The sequence below is a fragment of the Robertmurraya sp. GLU-23 genome (genome assembly GCF_052983275.1).
The window spans coordinates 85,671-100,974 of sequence record NZ_JBRKCV010000010.1; the positions used below are offsets into that span (position 1 = coordinate 85,671).

The window sequence follows — 15,304 nt, forward strand, 5'->3', positions numbered from 1 at the left end:
ATATATGTGGGAGAACAAAGGGCAGAGATTAAAATTTCAAAAGGTACAAATACGATTAATAAAACACCTTAGAAATAAAAAATTGGACTTACTATAAAATGAGAATTTTGCTCCATTCCTTGTTCAATTAACTCAGGCAAAATCTCTTTATAATACGATGTACCTAAAATTATTAAATCTTCTTTCTTATTAAATATAGAAAAAAATTCTTTAGGATTATAAACAGTCATATTCTTTATAACTTGTCCACTTAGTGCTTTATTGCTATCAATCCAACCAAAAACCTCTATACCCTTACCCTTAAAGTAATCTAAAGTATTAATACCGGCAGATCCAGTTCCCCATATGTATAACTTCTTTTTATTTAAACTTTTGGGAATATAATTACTTATTGATTCATTATTTTCTTGAAACGGGTTGTTTAATAGTTCATTAAACAGTTGTTGATTGTCCCTAAATACTCTTCTAGCCTCTTTATTAATTTTTTCTCCATTTGAAAAATATCCGTAGCTCCACTTCTTATTATTAATACCATTTATATTAGCTTCCTTTTCTTCAAGTACGTATTCCCTTCTAATCTTATGGATTACATCCATAGAATCAGGAACATATTTACTTAACATCTTCTCATTTGCACCCGAGTCAGAACCAGAAAAATGGAAAAAGGTTAAAGGATATTTTTCGTTCACGATTAGATTAGATGACAATACCCGTTTAGAGACATTCCACGGTGCCACATTATAACCTAAGTCCTTTAGTATATATACATCAAACAAACATGGAGCTAAGTTAATCCACTTTTGGTCCGTGAAAATTCCTTTTTCAAACATATCATCGTAACAAAATAAATTTAATCTACTAGACCACCATTCAATAAATTTCTCACTTTCACTGTTTCTACTTATAGCAAGAAAACCTAAATTAAAAACACCATACTTTAAAGAACTAAGCTCATTATCCAATATGGAAGAGATATCATCATTTAATTCTTGTGTACATAGGTGGGGAGTCAGAATAATTGGATGATTATCTAGTAATTTTTCTATCGTAATAAATGAATTAAAAACTTTTATATCTGGATCCAAATACATAAACTTATTTTCAAGAGGAAATTTTTCTAAAAGGTACTTAAATAATTCTCCCTTAACTGCAGTAGAAGCTTCAACAATATCATATCTAAAAATAAACCTATTGAAATTACCGATATTAAGATTCTTTGCTAATATAATCTCATCAAAAAAGCCAGTATACTCTTGTATCATTTCGTCCATTTCTTTTTCAACTAAACACACAACCATTTTATAGGAAGGATTGTTCGCCTTTAATGATTTTGCTAACACAGCTGCTTTTGGTAAGTAGTTTGCACAAATAGAAGTACAGACAATAATAATGATCACCCCTATACAATTTCATTTTTTATAAACACTTGCTCTTTTGTAAAATACTATCTCTATCTTTTGATAAATCACGTAACAATCTGTAGATAGATTCAGCATCTCTTTGTTTTATAACCCATCCTCCACCAGTTCGCAATACACGCTCTGCCGGAGCACCAATACTGAATGTAATTACAGGATAGCCCGATTCCATAGCCTCACTAGTAGTATAATTATAAGTTTCAGGGCTAAGCGTTGGGATAATAACAATACTTACCTTTTTTTTCTCTAATAATTCACTTATTATCTCTCTATCATACGGACCATGTACTTCTAATATCTCATCTTCTGAAAGAAAATATCTGTTATGAACTTCGGTGGTTCCAATAACTTTCAATTTTATAGGTGTATTATCTCTTTTTATTAAATCCTTCAACTCATATATAATCTTTGATCCTTTTATATTATTTATATTCCCCAAAAACGCAACATTCAGATATTCCTCATAGATGAATGCCGGGTTAAATGTCTTCTTCACATCTAAATCTAACTGATGCTCAATAACATTAATATTTATGTCTGGGTAATAACTTAATAAAATTTTTTTTGTACTCTCACTAGGGGCAAAAATCCCACTTGCCTTTTTTAGGAATTCGTGAAAATTTGTCCTCCAGTTACCAATATGAATAGCATTTCTATCTAATCGAATAGCTTCCTCGGTAATTAAGTTTGATCTAATACATTTTTGACACAAGTCTTCATTATTTTCGGCCTCACAATAGACCCCACTGGAATTTATTAAATTGTAGCTAGGACAAACACAAAAGTAATCGTGTAAAAAGAAGATATATGGAACGCCAGAGTCTTTAATTAGGCGAATAATTATTTCAACCGGAAAGGAGACAAACTGGTTTATATAAATTAAACTAATCCCAATTCTATGTAAATAATCATTAAACTCTTTTTGATTTAATTCACACAATTTTATATATATGCATTGAACCTCTTTATGTTCATAATCTTTATAAACTAATACCAGATGGTTGAATATCACATGGGCTAAGATAACATTCGTTGATTTTAAGATAGATTTTATATATTTATCTTGATATACTTGGGTACCCCCACCGTACAAGTGATTAAATATTAGCTGATTAGGATTTTGATTATTAATAACGAAACTTCTCTTAACGAAATGCGAAATATTAGGGAAATAAATTTTAATAATACTCTTAATATCAAATAGCCCCTCATCTAGATACTGATTGAACTTCTGATAAGAATTGCTATTATAAATATCGAAAAAGGCTATAATCTTATTTTCATTAATGTCAAGAGATAAGAGTTGACCTTTTATTTCCTTAACGTATTGACTAGCAATGATTATATAATCATATGGGTACTTGTTAACTTCTTCCGGTATATCAATATTATACCCATGTATTTGTGTTCCCTGTTTTTTCTTATTATTGTCTAGGAAACACACAATAGATACTTTCTTTTTATCTATACTTTTGTATACAATTTCTGCGCCTTGTCCAGTTCCGAAAAGGATTACCCTCATTAAACTCACCTCCTGTAAATTAATTAAGTATCTTAATTAACTTATTTTGAGTTAAACTTGTTATAGTAAATTCGTAAAAACCTTAATTTCCGAATAGTTATTTTTCTTTAATTCGGTTATGATTTGTTCTTTATAGCTAGAACCAATTACCACAATTGGCATAGTCCATATATTTAGATTCTCTTTTAGTATATTGGGACTATAAATGGGTAAACCTAATAAATTTTCATCCCATTTTAAAGAATTAGAGTCCAAGAAACCATTAACCATAATTCCTCTTTCCTTTAGCTTTTTATGAACCATAACCCCACCTTTGCTGGCTCCCCATATTAAAATTGGCGATTTTACGAACTGATAATATTGATCTTCAATAAATCTAATCGTTCCTATTTTTTCTAAGCTTGAAATATCATTTTCGGCATTTAAAAGTATTGAATAGAGCTTTTTTGTCACATCGCTTATGCATTGAATCTGGTTTAATGTCTCCAAATTAGACTTGCTATGTCGGAGGTTAGGCTTTAAAAAAGAGTAAACTTCTGAGTATTTCTGTAATTTTTTTTGACTAATATTTAAGAAACCTGATATTTTGTCTATTGTATCACTTGTTTTTTCTAATAAGTTATCATAGGAAATGAATATTCTCCTCTTACCTTTTGTCCAATACAAGATATGTAAATTATATAATGTCCATAAGTACAAAGCCTTTTCTAATGAAATTTTGTCTCTTTTTTGTAATGAATAAAATACATCAATAGGATTTCTAATACTTATTAAATAGTGATCATTCAACTCCTTCTCTTCGAATATCCTTAACCATAAAGGTAATGTAACAGAGGTTCTCGGATCTTTTATTAACAAAGACTCGTTATTACCTAGTAGATTGCTTAAAATATCAGTTGCTTTGTTTTTATATTTTTCTATACCAGCTATTCCCCACATCCCCTCAGTCAAAGGTAATAACTGATCCCAACTCGAATAAAAACTCTGTAATATCTCATCATTTATACTTGTTATTTGAGTATTTTCCCAAAATCCAAGAGGATTATCTTCCCTAGGTATCAAAAGTTCTTTCGATTTTCCAATATTCACTCCCAATAAATTAATGCATCTAGTAAGTGCAGAGGTGCCACTCCTATGCATCCCTAAAACGCACACAATATTCTTTCTTAAATCATTCATTTCAAAATCATTCCTCTACTAACTAGTAAGGGTTCACTGAATACCTACTATCTAAATATGTAATCCAGTTTCTAAGGACACCTTGGTATAATGCTTATTAATTTAGTTAATTGTCTACTTGATTTTTATACATTACTTCAGTAGCATCTTCACTTTCATGACTTAAAGGAAAATTCATACAATTCGGTTTAATAGTTGATGGTTGCATTCATAAACTTACACACCTTCTCATAGTTCTAAAACTGGCCTAAACCCTCTATATATAACACTCTGTGAGCTGATATTATAACTTAAACCAGCACCATTATTCATTTTTGTTCTAAACACTCGTTTTATTTCATGTGTTCCCGATAGCACTTCTCCGCTATATGGGTGAATAAGTCCTATCACTGGTATTTCTTGACACCATGATTGTGGACAAGCCTCCGTTATATTCCAATTAGATAAAGTAACAACAGTACCTAAGTAAATATATTTATCCCATTCATTATCTATTGGGAATGCACCTAATCCTTGATCCTCCATACTAAGTTCTTGATTATTATCAATGAATCCAATACCGCCCATTAATGATCTAATTTTGGAAATATGGTTACCTAAAGAAACATTTTTTCCAAAAATATACCCCTGTTTATGTAATTGATCCCATGAAATACTATGTTGTATATTACGATCTGCAACTAGTATCTTTTTCCCGTCTATTTCATCAACCATAATAAAATAAAAGTCCCCATTTGGTTTGGCTTCAGAATCAACTGGAATAAAGCTTGAACTTTCCTTTCCAATATTGCTAAATGTACCTGCTTCATTTTGACCAGCTATATAGTGACATCTAATACGCTTTCCGACTTGTAATTCACTAACAGTTGTCACTTCATCAGGATGCAGGATTCGTCCAACTTTATTTATTTCTATTCCTTCGATAGCAAAAGGACTATCATCCATTAATCTAATTTCAACATCGTGAACTTTTTCTTCAAGGTTTCCGGAAACAAACACCGTTTGCTGTATATTTGCAGAATACTCATGATATATGTCTGTTACTTTTGTTGAAAATATCTGCTCTTCGTTATCTATTTTTATTTGAATATAATTGTTACTAAAGGGGTGAACTGATGCAATAATTCGTATTCCTGTTCCTTTAAATTTGAATTTAATGTTGCTTCCTGCACCTTTTCCTAAAAAACCAATATCATAAATGATTTTCTTTTCATAACCGTCTGTAAAATTAAAATCGTCGAATTCATTTTTCTTCTTTTCCCAATCACCTTCTAGGAAGCAATAATCTAACTGTTCATATTTCCAGTTACTATATTTATTTTTCAAGCTACGATGTAAGCCCAATTGAAGATGAACACTCATCTCCTCACTTATCAGCCGAACCTGTTCTAAATACACACCGAAAATATTAATTACTCTTTTTAGCTTACTTTTCACATTTACTTCCTTATTAACAACCTCAATTTTTCTATTGAGCTGATCATATTCATTTTTCATTATGAATTGTATACAGCTTTTATAAAAAGTGTTGGCTAGTATATCCCTAAAAATGTTATTCAACTTAACGATTATTGAATGAGATTGTTCGGTAATTTTTTCGTCTGTTAGATGGTTAATTATCTTATACATGTCAGTTAATACCGCTCTTAAACTTGTATATGACTTAAACAATTTACGTATTGATTGTTCCATTTCATCCACTTTTATTAATACTAATCGGGGATCAATTGTAACAACTGATTCCCACCAATTTTCCACTGTTACTTTTCCAATCAATTTATCCTTAATTATTTTCTCGAGAGGAACAAATCGTGCCCCATTTATGGCAGCACCATTTTTTGTTGTGTTTATTACTTCTGTAGAAATACTCTTTATGTACTGCTCAATAGTTTGGCGCATTTGATTCAGTTGGTAGTTTGTAATTATAATATTTCCATTTACATCTATAGTTTCGAGTAAAGTTCTTTTTTCTCGCTCTTCACGGGCTTCACCAGTCCACTCTCCATACTTAACCCCTTCTGAATAATATCTATTTTCTCTAAATGCAAGGTTTTGTCCGGCAAGAATAATTGGTTCTCCCCCAAGTTGATGGGCAATTTGTAATGCAAAATGGGCAACAGTCATTGAATCGTTTATAATAATTTCAGGTTCACTTTCCTGATAATTTGAACTTACAGTGTCAACAGATGTTTGTATGTGTAATTTGGGTCCCTTGAACTGAAGCAATGTCTCAAATCCAACTGAAGTCCCGTAAATCATTGGAATATCCGTTCTACCTGATTCGATAAGTTCTTGAAAAACATTTACATTATGAGCTTGTGGATCATAAGTAATTACTGCATCTGGAGTTATCCCAAAATGTAAAAGGGACTTATTAGCTGATCCAGCAGCGAATATATAAGCAAGACCTAATTCTTTTATTTTTTTCAATTTCTCAAGATCATCATAAAGTGATGGACCTGCAGAGACAATAACAACTGGCTTTCCGTTAAATAAATGACTTTTTTCAAATACATTCGGACTATTTAACGTTTCTGGTACATTTTTTAAACAATTTATTATCCAGCGTTTTGAGTAAACCATATGTGTATAATAGTTAGTTGTTATTAAATCAAATGACTCTTTGAAGGCTTCAAGAAAATTCTTTGTCTTCTCTGGAAAATGTCTTTCGTAAGATGGGAACACAATAAGTAATAAGTCCCCTTTTGTAGTATTATTTACAGAGTTTAAAAATTGAATGGAAGATCCTGTACCTGTTTCTATATAAATATCTTCAATACTACCTTTTAGATTTTCGGTTAAAGACTGAGCCTCAATAAAGCAATTAAAAATGAACGGGTCTGGTTCATATAGATAGACCTTTTTGTTAGGAAAATTTTTCAGAAAAATTTCTATATGATAACCTAATCCGATACCGTAAAATAAAATATTATCTTTTATTAGAATTTGATCCTTGTATTGATTAATAATCATTTCTGCTTCTTTTAAAGGATCATATTTACTATGTATCAGTGTTCTTTTAGTATCCTTGTTAATTTGAATACTAGGTTTATCTATTTTGGTAGAAATAAGTACATAACTATCTTGTTCATGGCTTCCCTTAAATTCTCTCATTAAGTCTGTATCAATAGAAAATTTTCTTGAAAGCCATATTAGATTCCTTTCAAACATAAATAACTTCACCACATTTCAAGATTAGGTTAATTGAGTTTTTCAATTAATTGTTTCAATTCCTCTACTGTAACCCATTCTTCATTTGTCTCACTCGAATAAACAAAATCTTCTGGAATTCTTTCTCCACCAGTCAGTTTATTTCCCCACCATGGAAATTGAGGTGTTATCACATAGTAATCCGAAAACTCTAGTGTACGTCTTGCATCGTCCTTTGTAATCATCACTTCATGGAGCTTCTCTCCAGGTCTTATTCCGATCACTTCCTGTTCAACATCAGGAGCAATTGCTTTTGCTAAGTCTGTAATTTTCATACTCGGGATTTTTGGAACAAATATTTCACCACCACACATTCTTTCTAACGAATCTAGCACAAAGTCAACACCCTTATCTAAGGTAATCCAAAAACGTGTCATCCTTTCATCTGTGATGGGTATTTTGGTTGAAGTCTTAATAACTTGCTTAAAATATGGAATTACACTTCCTCTACTACCAACCACGTTCCCATATCTTACTACAGAGAATCTTGTTTGCTTTCCTCCTACATAAGAATTTGCGGCAATAAATAATTTATCTGAAGCTAGTTTAGTCGCTCCATAAAGATTAATGGGGGCAGCAGCCTTATCCGTACTTAAAGCGATAATTCGCTCTACTCCACAGTCAATTGCAGCTTCAATAATGTTTTGAGCACCATAAATATTTGTTTTTACAGCCTCAAATGGATTATATTCACAAGCTTCTACATGCTTCATTGCCGCTGCATGAACTATAATATTTACACCATCAAATGCTCTATAAAGTCTATCCTTGTCACGTACATCACCTATGAAAAACCTTAATCTTGAATCTCTATACTCTCGAGCCATCTCAAATTGTTTTAACTCATCTCTGCTAAATACAATTATTTTTTTTACATTCGTTTTAAGTACATTATCTATAAACTTCCTACCAAAGGAACCTGTTCCACCTGTAACTAGGACTACTTTATTATCTATATATCCCATACATAATTAGCCCCATTTCTACTCATTATTTTTATAATTGATGATTCTTAAATAAAGAGAAAGTTCTTGCTCTATATTTTTCAATTCAGGAATGACTTCATAGCTTAGCAAATCACCAATAGCAAATTGATCTCTTTGTACAAATGTGTCTTCAAAGTCTGGTAACAACTTATTAATTTTTAGCATAGACTGTAATGAGTTTGGTAATTCAAAGTTTGAAATAACACTACATATCCAATTAAGGCTATCAAACAATTCTAACACTAATAAAGGGTCCCCATCGTTACTATAAAAAGCCTGAGCAAGAGCATCTACTTTCGGAATGGCATTTGCGATATATTCATGGATACCAATAATAACCTCATTTTTAACCTCTTCCTTAGTTTTAATAATTGCTTTAAGCACCTTTATTTTGTCAATATCAACGCTCTCTATTAGCGTTTCTAAATCGAAGTATTCCACTCCATCAACAATATATGAACTAACTACATTTTCCCCATTCCCTAATTCTTCATTCAATATTATTTCCAGTTTATCTACCTTAAAATGTTCGATTAAGAAAACTTTATCATTAATATATATTTGCATTATTCTTCACTCCATTTCTAGTTATATATTATATCGGTAAGTCATCAAATTATTTTAGGAGCACTTAAACGTAATTAGCTAAGAAACCCTTTTAAAAAAGAAAAAAATCCTGCAAAACGCAGGACTTTCCTTTTAAATATATTAACGTAGTAGTTGAAGAACACCTTGAGGTTGTTGGTTTGCTTGAGCCAACATCGCTTGAGCTGCTTGAGAAAGAATAGAATTCTTTGTTTGTGACATCATTTCTTTAGCCATATCAACGTCACGAACACGAGATTCTGCAGCTGTTAAGTTTTCTGAAGATGTGTTTAAGTTGTTGATAGTGTGCTCTAGACGGTTTTGGTTAGCACCTAGCTTAGAACGCTCATCTGAAACTAACTTAATTGCATCGTCAATTACCTTGATTGCAGCAGTAGCCTTAGCCGCATTTGTTGATACGTCGATNCTTTAAGTGAAGCAGCATCCATAGCAGCAATACTTAAAGTCATTGTTTGACCATTGTTTGCACCGATTTGGAATGTTAGATCTGCTGCATTTGTTACTCCAGATCCTGTCTTACGAGATCCATCTAATAACTTCATTGTATTGAATTCGGTTTGACTAGAGATACGTGTGATTTCTTTTGCTAATTCATCTACTTCTTTTTGGATTTGTCCACGATCGTCAGTTGTATTAGTATCGTTACTTGATTGTACTGCTAATTCACGCATACGTTGTAAAATTTCGTGTGTTTCGTTTAATGCACCTTCAGCAGTTTGAATTAGTGAAATACCGTCTTGTGAGTTACGTGAAGCTTGATCTAAACCACGAACCTGACCACGCATTTTTTCAGAGATTGCTAGTCCAGCAGCATCGTCCCCAGCTTTGTTAATACGAAGACCAGAAGATAACTTTTCCATTGATTTAGATTGTGAATTGGAAGCAGCATTCAACTTATTGTAAGTGTTAAGAGCTGCGATATTGTGATTGATTCTCATTTTATTATTCCTCCCTGAATGTGTTTGGATTCACGTCCTTGTGAACCACTCTCATTTACTAAGGAGGGAGATCTCTAGGTCGGCCGCCCTATTATTTCCCTCCCTTACATTATTATTATCGGAAGATTATCTAAAAGTTTAATAGTTATTATACAAAATTTTTAATAGAAAAATTTGTATGAAATTGTACTAAATGAGTTAACCATAAAAAACCACCTCTTTTGCATATAGAATTTATCTTTACAAAAGAGGTGGTTTTATATGCTCTTTATTACTCCTTTTAGCTGTTAGGGCTTCTTATTTTTTAGAAAGCTGATCAAATCACCTTTAACTGTAGCTGCTTGTACATTTTCAACAAGTATTTGCTCGAGTAATTCTTTTCTGTATATCTCTAGTTTCTTCGGTGCATTGATGCCGATTCTGATCTGATCGTTTTTAGTGGAGAGAATAGTAATTTCGATATCTTCACCTATCTTTATAGATTCTCCTGCTTTTCTTGTCAGTACGAGCATCTATGTCACCTCTTTTCAAAAATTCTATGTCGAGTAGTGTAATTTCCATAATCGAGGATTACTTGTTTAGCATGATGATTTTTGGTATTTATAATTACGGGTGCTTGTAAATTAGCTGTTGTCTTATCAAATGGCTCTTGGACAGTTAGGATACTAAACACTAATACATCTTCCGCATGCTCGATTGACAGTATATCTACATGTTGATTTTCTAATATAAAGTCATATTCAGAAAAAAAGTGGAAAGGGTTAATTACAACAAATCCCAAGCTAGGTGTTTTTAGCGACTGCAAAATTTGAAAAGAATCATTGTCTTCTAATGGTAAAATGACAAACTCAGTCTCATTCGGAAAACCTGGAATCCCAGTTTGGAAATAAATCATCTTTTCCTTTAATACTTCAATTTCCCCATGGTATTTCGTTAGCACTTTCATTCCATCATTCCTTTACAAAGTCTATTTCAAGAGAAGCATGTTGCTTGAGGTTCACTTTGACCTCACTTGGCACGAAGCTAATACTAGGCTTGTTTACTTGATAATTCACTCGTGGTGAGTTAGATAAAACTTCGATTTGAACCTTACCGGGATCATAAGAAATCTGTACAGATCCAGTTTTAGGAATATAACCCAATCCGAACTCCTTGATCGATTGACTATTCCGTTTTACAATTGAGGCAATCGCCCCAAAACCATTTTCAATTCGCATGAGCTCCTCTCCCTCTCTAATCCGTCTCGCAATTCCTGCTAGTACATCCTGTTTTCCTAGTTCTGCCCCTTCTTCAATACGTCGCCTTGCTGATTTTAAATCCACATCGGCTCTTGCTTGTGTCTGGTCTATCGTTAGTTTCCCCGGAATTCTGGTAATATTCAAGTCTGCTTGGGGTTGTTCCAAATACAGTTGACCTCGGTGCTGCTCTATTGAAAGTTCACTTCGTGTACTAGATATCTCAATTTGAGAAGGCTTAGAATGGATACGTATTTGTGGAATGTTCACACTACCTTCCTCCTATCAAAAAAAGACCAACCTATACATAGCAGGTCAGCCAAAAACTTAAGGTCTCGTTACCTTACCATTTATCTTAGAAAATCCATTAATGTTGGTTGAATAATTTTTGCACCCACACTTAGTGCAGCACGATGAACACTTTCTTGTGTGGTAAGATCCATAATGACTCGCTCAATATCTGCATCCTCATTATCCGATAAAATCCTTGTGGCAATGACCTCCTGTTGATCAATACGTGCTTCTACCATCTCAAGTCGGTTGTATCGTGCCCCAAGTTCTGAGCGCTCAGCTGATAAAGTATCCATTTGCTTATCTAAATCACTTAAAAGAGAATCTAGATTTCCGGCACCTGATCCTTCAAGTGTTTTTTGTATTTCGTGTAATGTGTTAAACATTTCTTGACTAAAAACGTTACTAGGATTCGTATTGGCTTTCAACGAAACTCCTCTAGACACCTCTATCATATAGTCATTGGTATTTAGCGTAACTTGTGGAGCATTATCACCACCTTCAGCTACTGGTGGATTAGTGGTATTCGTTCCGTTAAATATATAACGACCGGCTACCTGAGTATTGGCTACATTCATAATATCTTGCTTAATCTGATCAACTTCTCTAGCAATTGCTTGCTTATCAGTTTCAGAAAGAGTACCATTTGACCCTTGAATAGTAAGTTCTCGAACACGTTGCAAAGCTTCATTAACATGTTCTACGCCAGCTTCTGAATTCTCCATCCAGAGATAGGACTCTGAGAGATTTCTTTTATATTGTTCTACCTCAGTTAGATTTGAGCGATAGTACATCCCCTTCATGGCAACAACCGGGTCATCCGAAGGCTTTGTAATCTTCTTCCCCGTAGAGAGTTGATCCTGGAACTTCCCCATTTGTGTATAACTATTACTCAAATTCCTTAGAGAATTAGAAGCTAGCATTCCTTGTGTTACTCGCATACTTATCCACCTACCTTCCGACTGTTCCCATACCGTTAATAATTTTATCTAGCAACTCATCCTGTAATGAGATCATTCTTGCTGAAGCATTATAAGCATGCTGAAACTGAATCATATTTGTCATTTCTTCATCGAGCGAAACAGAGCTTACAGACATTCTTCTTTCCTCAACAGCTTGACGAAGTGTACCACTATTTGTAGAAAGTCTCGTTGCTTCTTGAGAATCAACTGCCATTCCACCAACTAAAACTTCATAATAGTTACGGAAACTTGATTCGGTATTGTTACCATATTTAAAAGGTTTATTAATGATCTCAGCAAGTGCTGAAATATTTGTAGCGTCACCCATTGTTGGATTATCTTTACTAGCTGTTGCAATATTGTCTAGACTTTCCATGATCTCATCTGATACTTGCAAACGAGAAGCCATGCCTTTTTTATTAGCAATATCTACCTCTCCATTTAGTGTATCTGAAAAGAAAGCAGGGGTATCATCAGTAATAGATCCGTTAATCTGGTTTGGCGTAGCGCCAGCCTCATGCTGAAGATTGAACTGATAAGCAAACATGTAAGCCATATTGTCTAATTCTGCTAGCATATCCGGATAAACTCCTGTTACTTCACCTGAGGAGGTTTGATAACCATAGGACTCAACAATCGCTTTTAGTTTTCCAGTTGAACTGAATGCCTGAAAATCCACCTGTGTGGATCCGAGTTGTACCGTTTTCACCGATTCATCGGTACCGTTAAAATTAACTGTGAGCCTATTAAAGCCTGTCCCATTTACTAGCTGACCCAAACTAGCACCATTTGCATCTAGTATAGTAATATTCACTTTACCTTCAGCCAGAGTAGATGCATTTCCACCACTTGACGTGTAATCCACTTTAATATTCACAAGTGACGATAACTGATCAACCAAACGATCACGCTCATCGTATAAATCATTGGGTAACAAACCATGTGGCTCTACACTAGCAATCTGATTATTAATATTATTAATTTGCTCAGATAGAGAGTTAATCTCTTTCTCAGTAACTGTAATTTCATTTTTCAAGTCTATACGAATGCTATTTAATGAGCTCGCTAGATAGTTAAATGTTTCAGTTACTGCCACTGCACGTTGTCTCACCACTGAACGTGCTCCAGGGTTACTCGGATTAACTGCTAAGTCCTGTAGTGATTGCCAAAACTGGTCCATTGTTGTAGAAAGTCCACTATCAGAAGGTTCGTTCATGATTTCTTCCATCTTCGTATAAGACTCTGCACGAGCTTCCCAGTATCCTAACTTATTATTCTCCGCTCGGTATTGCACATCAAGGAAGCTTTCTCTCACTCGTTGAACCGAACCAGCCTCTACACCCGTTCCCATTTGACCTGGAAGCTGAGGCTTATTTAGGCCCACATTCGGATAAGGTTCTGTTTGTGTGAAGTTTACACGTTGCCTTGTATATCCTGGTGTGCTTGCATTCGCGATATTATGACCTGTCGTGTTTAGAGCACTCTGTTGTGTAAACATACCTCTACGGGCTGTTTCTAATCCCATAAATGTTGATCTCATGTTCGCGCCTCCGTTTTTTAGACTTTTCGATTGAAAAGGGAATTCGATGTGGACGGTCCGGACTGTTTAGGTGGTCCATAATTGAATTCAGGTGTTTTTGGGTAAAACATGTCTAATGACATTTGGACAAATTGTAGTGATTGTTTGACGAGCTCTGAATTTAACTCATTTTGCTTTTGAAGTTTCTGCGCAACTTCTAAGAGCTCCTCACGCAAATCAGCAAGTTTGTCCTTTTTTGAAACATCTATATATGTTAAACAAGTAGAAATCGTAAAGCTCTCTTCCTCTACATGAAAAGGAGTGAGAAAATTTCTCACAACCTGCTGTCTTACTTGTTCAAATTTATTTATGGTTGGTAAAAGCTTTTGCTCTTCTTTAATGAGAGTGTTCAGGGCATCAATGTCCCCTTTTTCAATAACTGTCGTCTTCTGGTAGGCTTTTTCAAGCAAGCTGCTATGCAGGTCAACTAGCCTTTCCATGACGGTTACTAATTGATCAGCGGACATCAGAGCCCCTCCTCTCTATATTTTAAAGTAGTTAATGATACTAGATGCAGTTGCAGTTGCGTTTGGCTTGTATGTTCCGTTTTGAACACTGTGCTTCAGCTCTTCAACCTTCTTTTGACGAGCAACATCCACTTGAGAAATCTGCTGCATTTCTTTTGCTGCTGAAGAAATCTCAACCTTATCCGCTTTAGCAGTTGTTGTGTTATTGACTTTATCAAGTTTGTTAATTGCTTTTTTATATGGATTAATTCCTGTTGTACCAATGTTGTTGATTTTCATGTATATCCATCTCCTTCAAAGTCCGTTCCAACTTCTACTAGTATTATCGGACATTTTGAAGGTTATTTTAGCATTAATTTAAAAAATGTATCAAAATAACTAATATATAGGTAGTTTATCCTATTTACCTCATAGTCTTATTTGTTGTAAAGTATGTGGCTTGTTTTTCTCGTTTGCGTAGTTCTTCTCTAAAAGTCTCTTCTTGTTCGTGTTGCTCTAGGTCTTTTTTTATCTCTAGTGCACAAGGCTCACAAAGTTTCCCACCACGTATAATAGTCCCGCATTTATCACAAGGATAGCCTAGATTAGGAAATTGAGTAACCTTCAGACGTCCGGTACGGATGAATTTTAACAGAAGTTCTTCTTCAATTCCTACAGCTTCTACGACCTGCAACATCGTTGCGGCTCTATTTTCACGTCTTCTCATAAATTTGGACACTTCATCGTAAGCCTTCTCTTCTTCCTTCCAGCAATTTTGACATACATCACGAAATTGATTTTTTACATAAATATCCCCACAGCTAGGGCAAGTTTCTATTTGAGACATTTCTTTTTCCCCTTTTTGAAATAAGTCGATAGACTCATTATAGCTTGTCGATTTGTGTAAGGATATGAAAATTATTTGGAAGTAA

At 33.9% G+C, this 15,304-nt stretch carries 14 protein-coding genes and 1 pseudogene; all 15 read right to left on the reverse strand.

Annotation, left to right across the window (positions count from 1 at the left end; all coding sequences use genetic code 11):
* Window positions 1-68: 68 nt before the first annotated feature.
* Window positions 69-1,397: a glycosyltransferase gene (locus tag ACVBAX_RS16070; RefSeq protein ID WP_447117906.1), complete on the reverse strand. Its 1,329-nt coding sequence runs from the start codon at window positions 1,395-1,397 to the stop codon at window positions 69-71.
* Between the two features lie 19 nt (window positions 1,398-1,416).
* The gene (locus ACVBAX_RS16075) at window positions 1,417-2,940 is read right to left on the reverse strand and encodes a glycosyltransferase (protein ID WP_447117907.1); all 1,524 of its coding nucleotides are present in this window, start codon (window positions 2,938-2,940) and stop codon (window positions 1,417-1,419) included.
* Window positions 2,941-3,000: 60 nt separating this feature from the next.
* Window positions 3,001-4,119: a sulfotransferase domain-containing protein gene (locus tag ACVBAX_RS16080; RefSeq protein WP_447117908.1), complete on the reverse strand. Its 1,119-nt coding sequence runs from the start codon at window positions 4,117-4,119 to the stop codon at window positions 3,001-3,003.
* Between the two features lie 228 nt (window positions 4,120-4,347).
* Window positions 4,348-7,290 (reverse strand): 6-hydroxymethylpterin diphosphokinase MptE-like protein, encoded by a 2,943-nt coding sequence (locus ACVBAX_RS16085; RefSeq protein WP_447117909.1) that lies wholly within the window; start codon window positions 7,288-7,290, stop codon window positions 4,348-4,350.
* 29 nt (window positions 7,291-7,319) lie between these two features.
* The gene (gene pseB, locus ACVBAX_RS16090; RefSeq protein ID WP_447117910.1) at window positions 7,320-8,294 is read right to left on the reverse strand and encodes a UDP-N-acetylglucosamine 4,6-dehydratase (inverting); all 975 of its coding nucleotides are present in this window, start codon (window positions 8,292-8,294) and stop codon (window positions 7,320-7,322) included.
* A gap of 18 nt (window positions 8,295-8,312) precedes the next feature.
* Window positions 8,313-8,882 (reverse strand): hypothetical protein, encoded by a 570-nt coding sequence (locus tag ACVBAX_RS16095; protein ID WP_447117911.1) that lies wholly within the window; start codon window positions 8,880-8,882, stop codon window positions 8,313-8,315.
* 141 nt (window positions 8,883-9,023) lie between these two features.
* A pseudogene (locus ACVBAX_RS16100) lies at window positions 9,024-9,859 on the reverse strand (flagellin N-terminal helical domain-containing protein).
* A 287-nt stretch (window positions 9,860-10,146) separates the two neighbouring features.
* A complete protein-coding gene (csrA, locus tag ACVBAX_RS16105) occupies window positions 10,147-10,371 on the reverse strand; it encodes a carbon storage regulator CsrA (protein WP_447117912.1) in 225 nt (74 codons plus the stop codon).
* A gap of 5 nt (window positions 10,372-10,376) precedes the next feature.
* Window positions 10,377-10,805, reverse strand: coding sequence for a flagellar assembly protein FliW (gene fliW / locus ACVBAX_RS16110; protein ID WP_447117913.1), 429 nt, complete (start codon window positions 10,803-10,805; stop codon window positions 10,377-10,379).
* A gap of 4 nt (window positions 10,806-10,809) precedes the next feature.
* Window positions 10,810-11,364, reverse strand: coding sequence for a DUF6470 family protein (locus ACVBAX_RS16115; RefSeq protein WP_447117914.1), 555 nt, complete (start codon window positions 11,362-11,364; stop codon window positions 10,810-10,812).
* Window positions 11,365-11,444: 80 nt separating this feature from the next.
* Complete coding sequence (gene flgL, locus ACVBAX_RS16120) at window positions 11,445-12,326, reverse strand: flagellar hook-associated protein FlgL (RefSeq protein WP_447117915.1); 882 nt, start codon at window positions 12,324-12,326, stop codon at window positions 11,445-11,447.
* Window positions 12,327-12,336: 10 nt separating this feature from the next.
* Window positions 12,337-13,887: a flagellar hook-associated protein FlgK gene (gene flgK / locus ACVBAX_RS16125; RefSeq protein WP_447117916.1), complete on the reverse strand. Its 1,551-nt coding sequence runs from the start codon at window positions 13,885-13,887 to the stop codon at window positions 12,337-12,339.
* Window positions 13,888-13,904: 17 nt separating this feature from the next.
* Window positions 13,905-14,393, reverse strand: a complete 489-nt coding sequence (locus ACVBAX_RS16130) for a flagellar protein FlgN (protein ID WP_447117917.1) — start codon at window positions 14,391-14,393, stop codon at window positions 13,905-13,907.
* A 15-nt stretch (window positions 14,394-14,408) separates the two neighbouring features.
* Window positions 14,409-14,672 carry a flagellar biosynthesis anti-sigma factor FlgM gene (gene flgM, locus ACVBAX_RS16135; RefSeq protein WP_447117918.1) on the reverse strand — a complete coding sequence of 88 codons (264 nt, stop codon included), beginning with the start codon at window positions 14,670-14,672 and terminating at the stop codon, window positions 14,409-14,411.
* A 124-nt stretch (window positions 14,673-14,796) separates the two neighbouring features.
* Window positions 14,797-15,219, reverse strand: coding sequence for a TIGR03826 family flagellar region protein (locus tag ACVBAX_RS16140; protein WP_447117919.1), 423 nt, complete (start codon window positions 15,217-15,219; stop codon window positions 14,797-14,799).
* Between the last annotated feature and the right edge of the window lie 85 nt (window positions 15,220-15,304).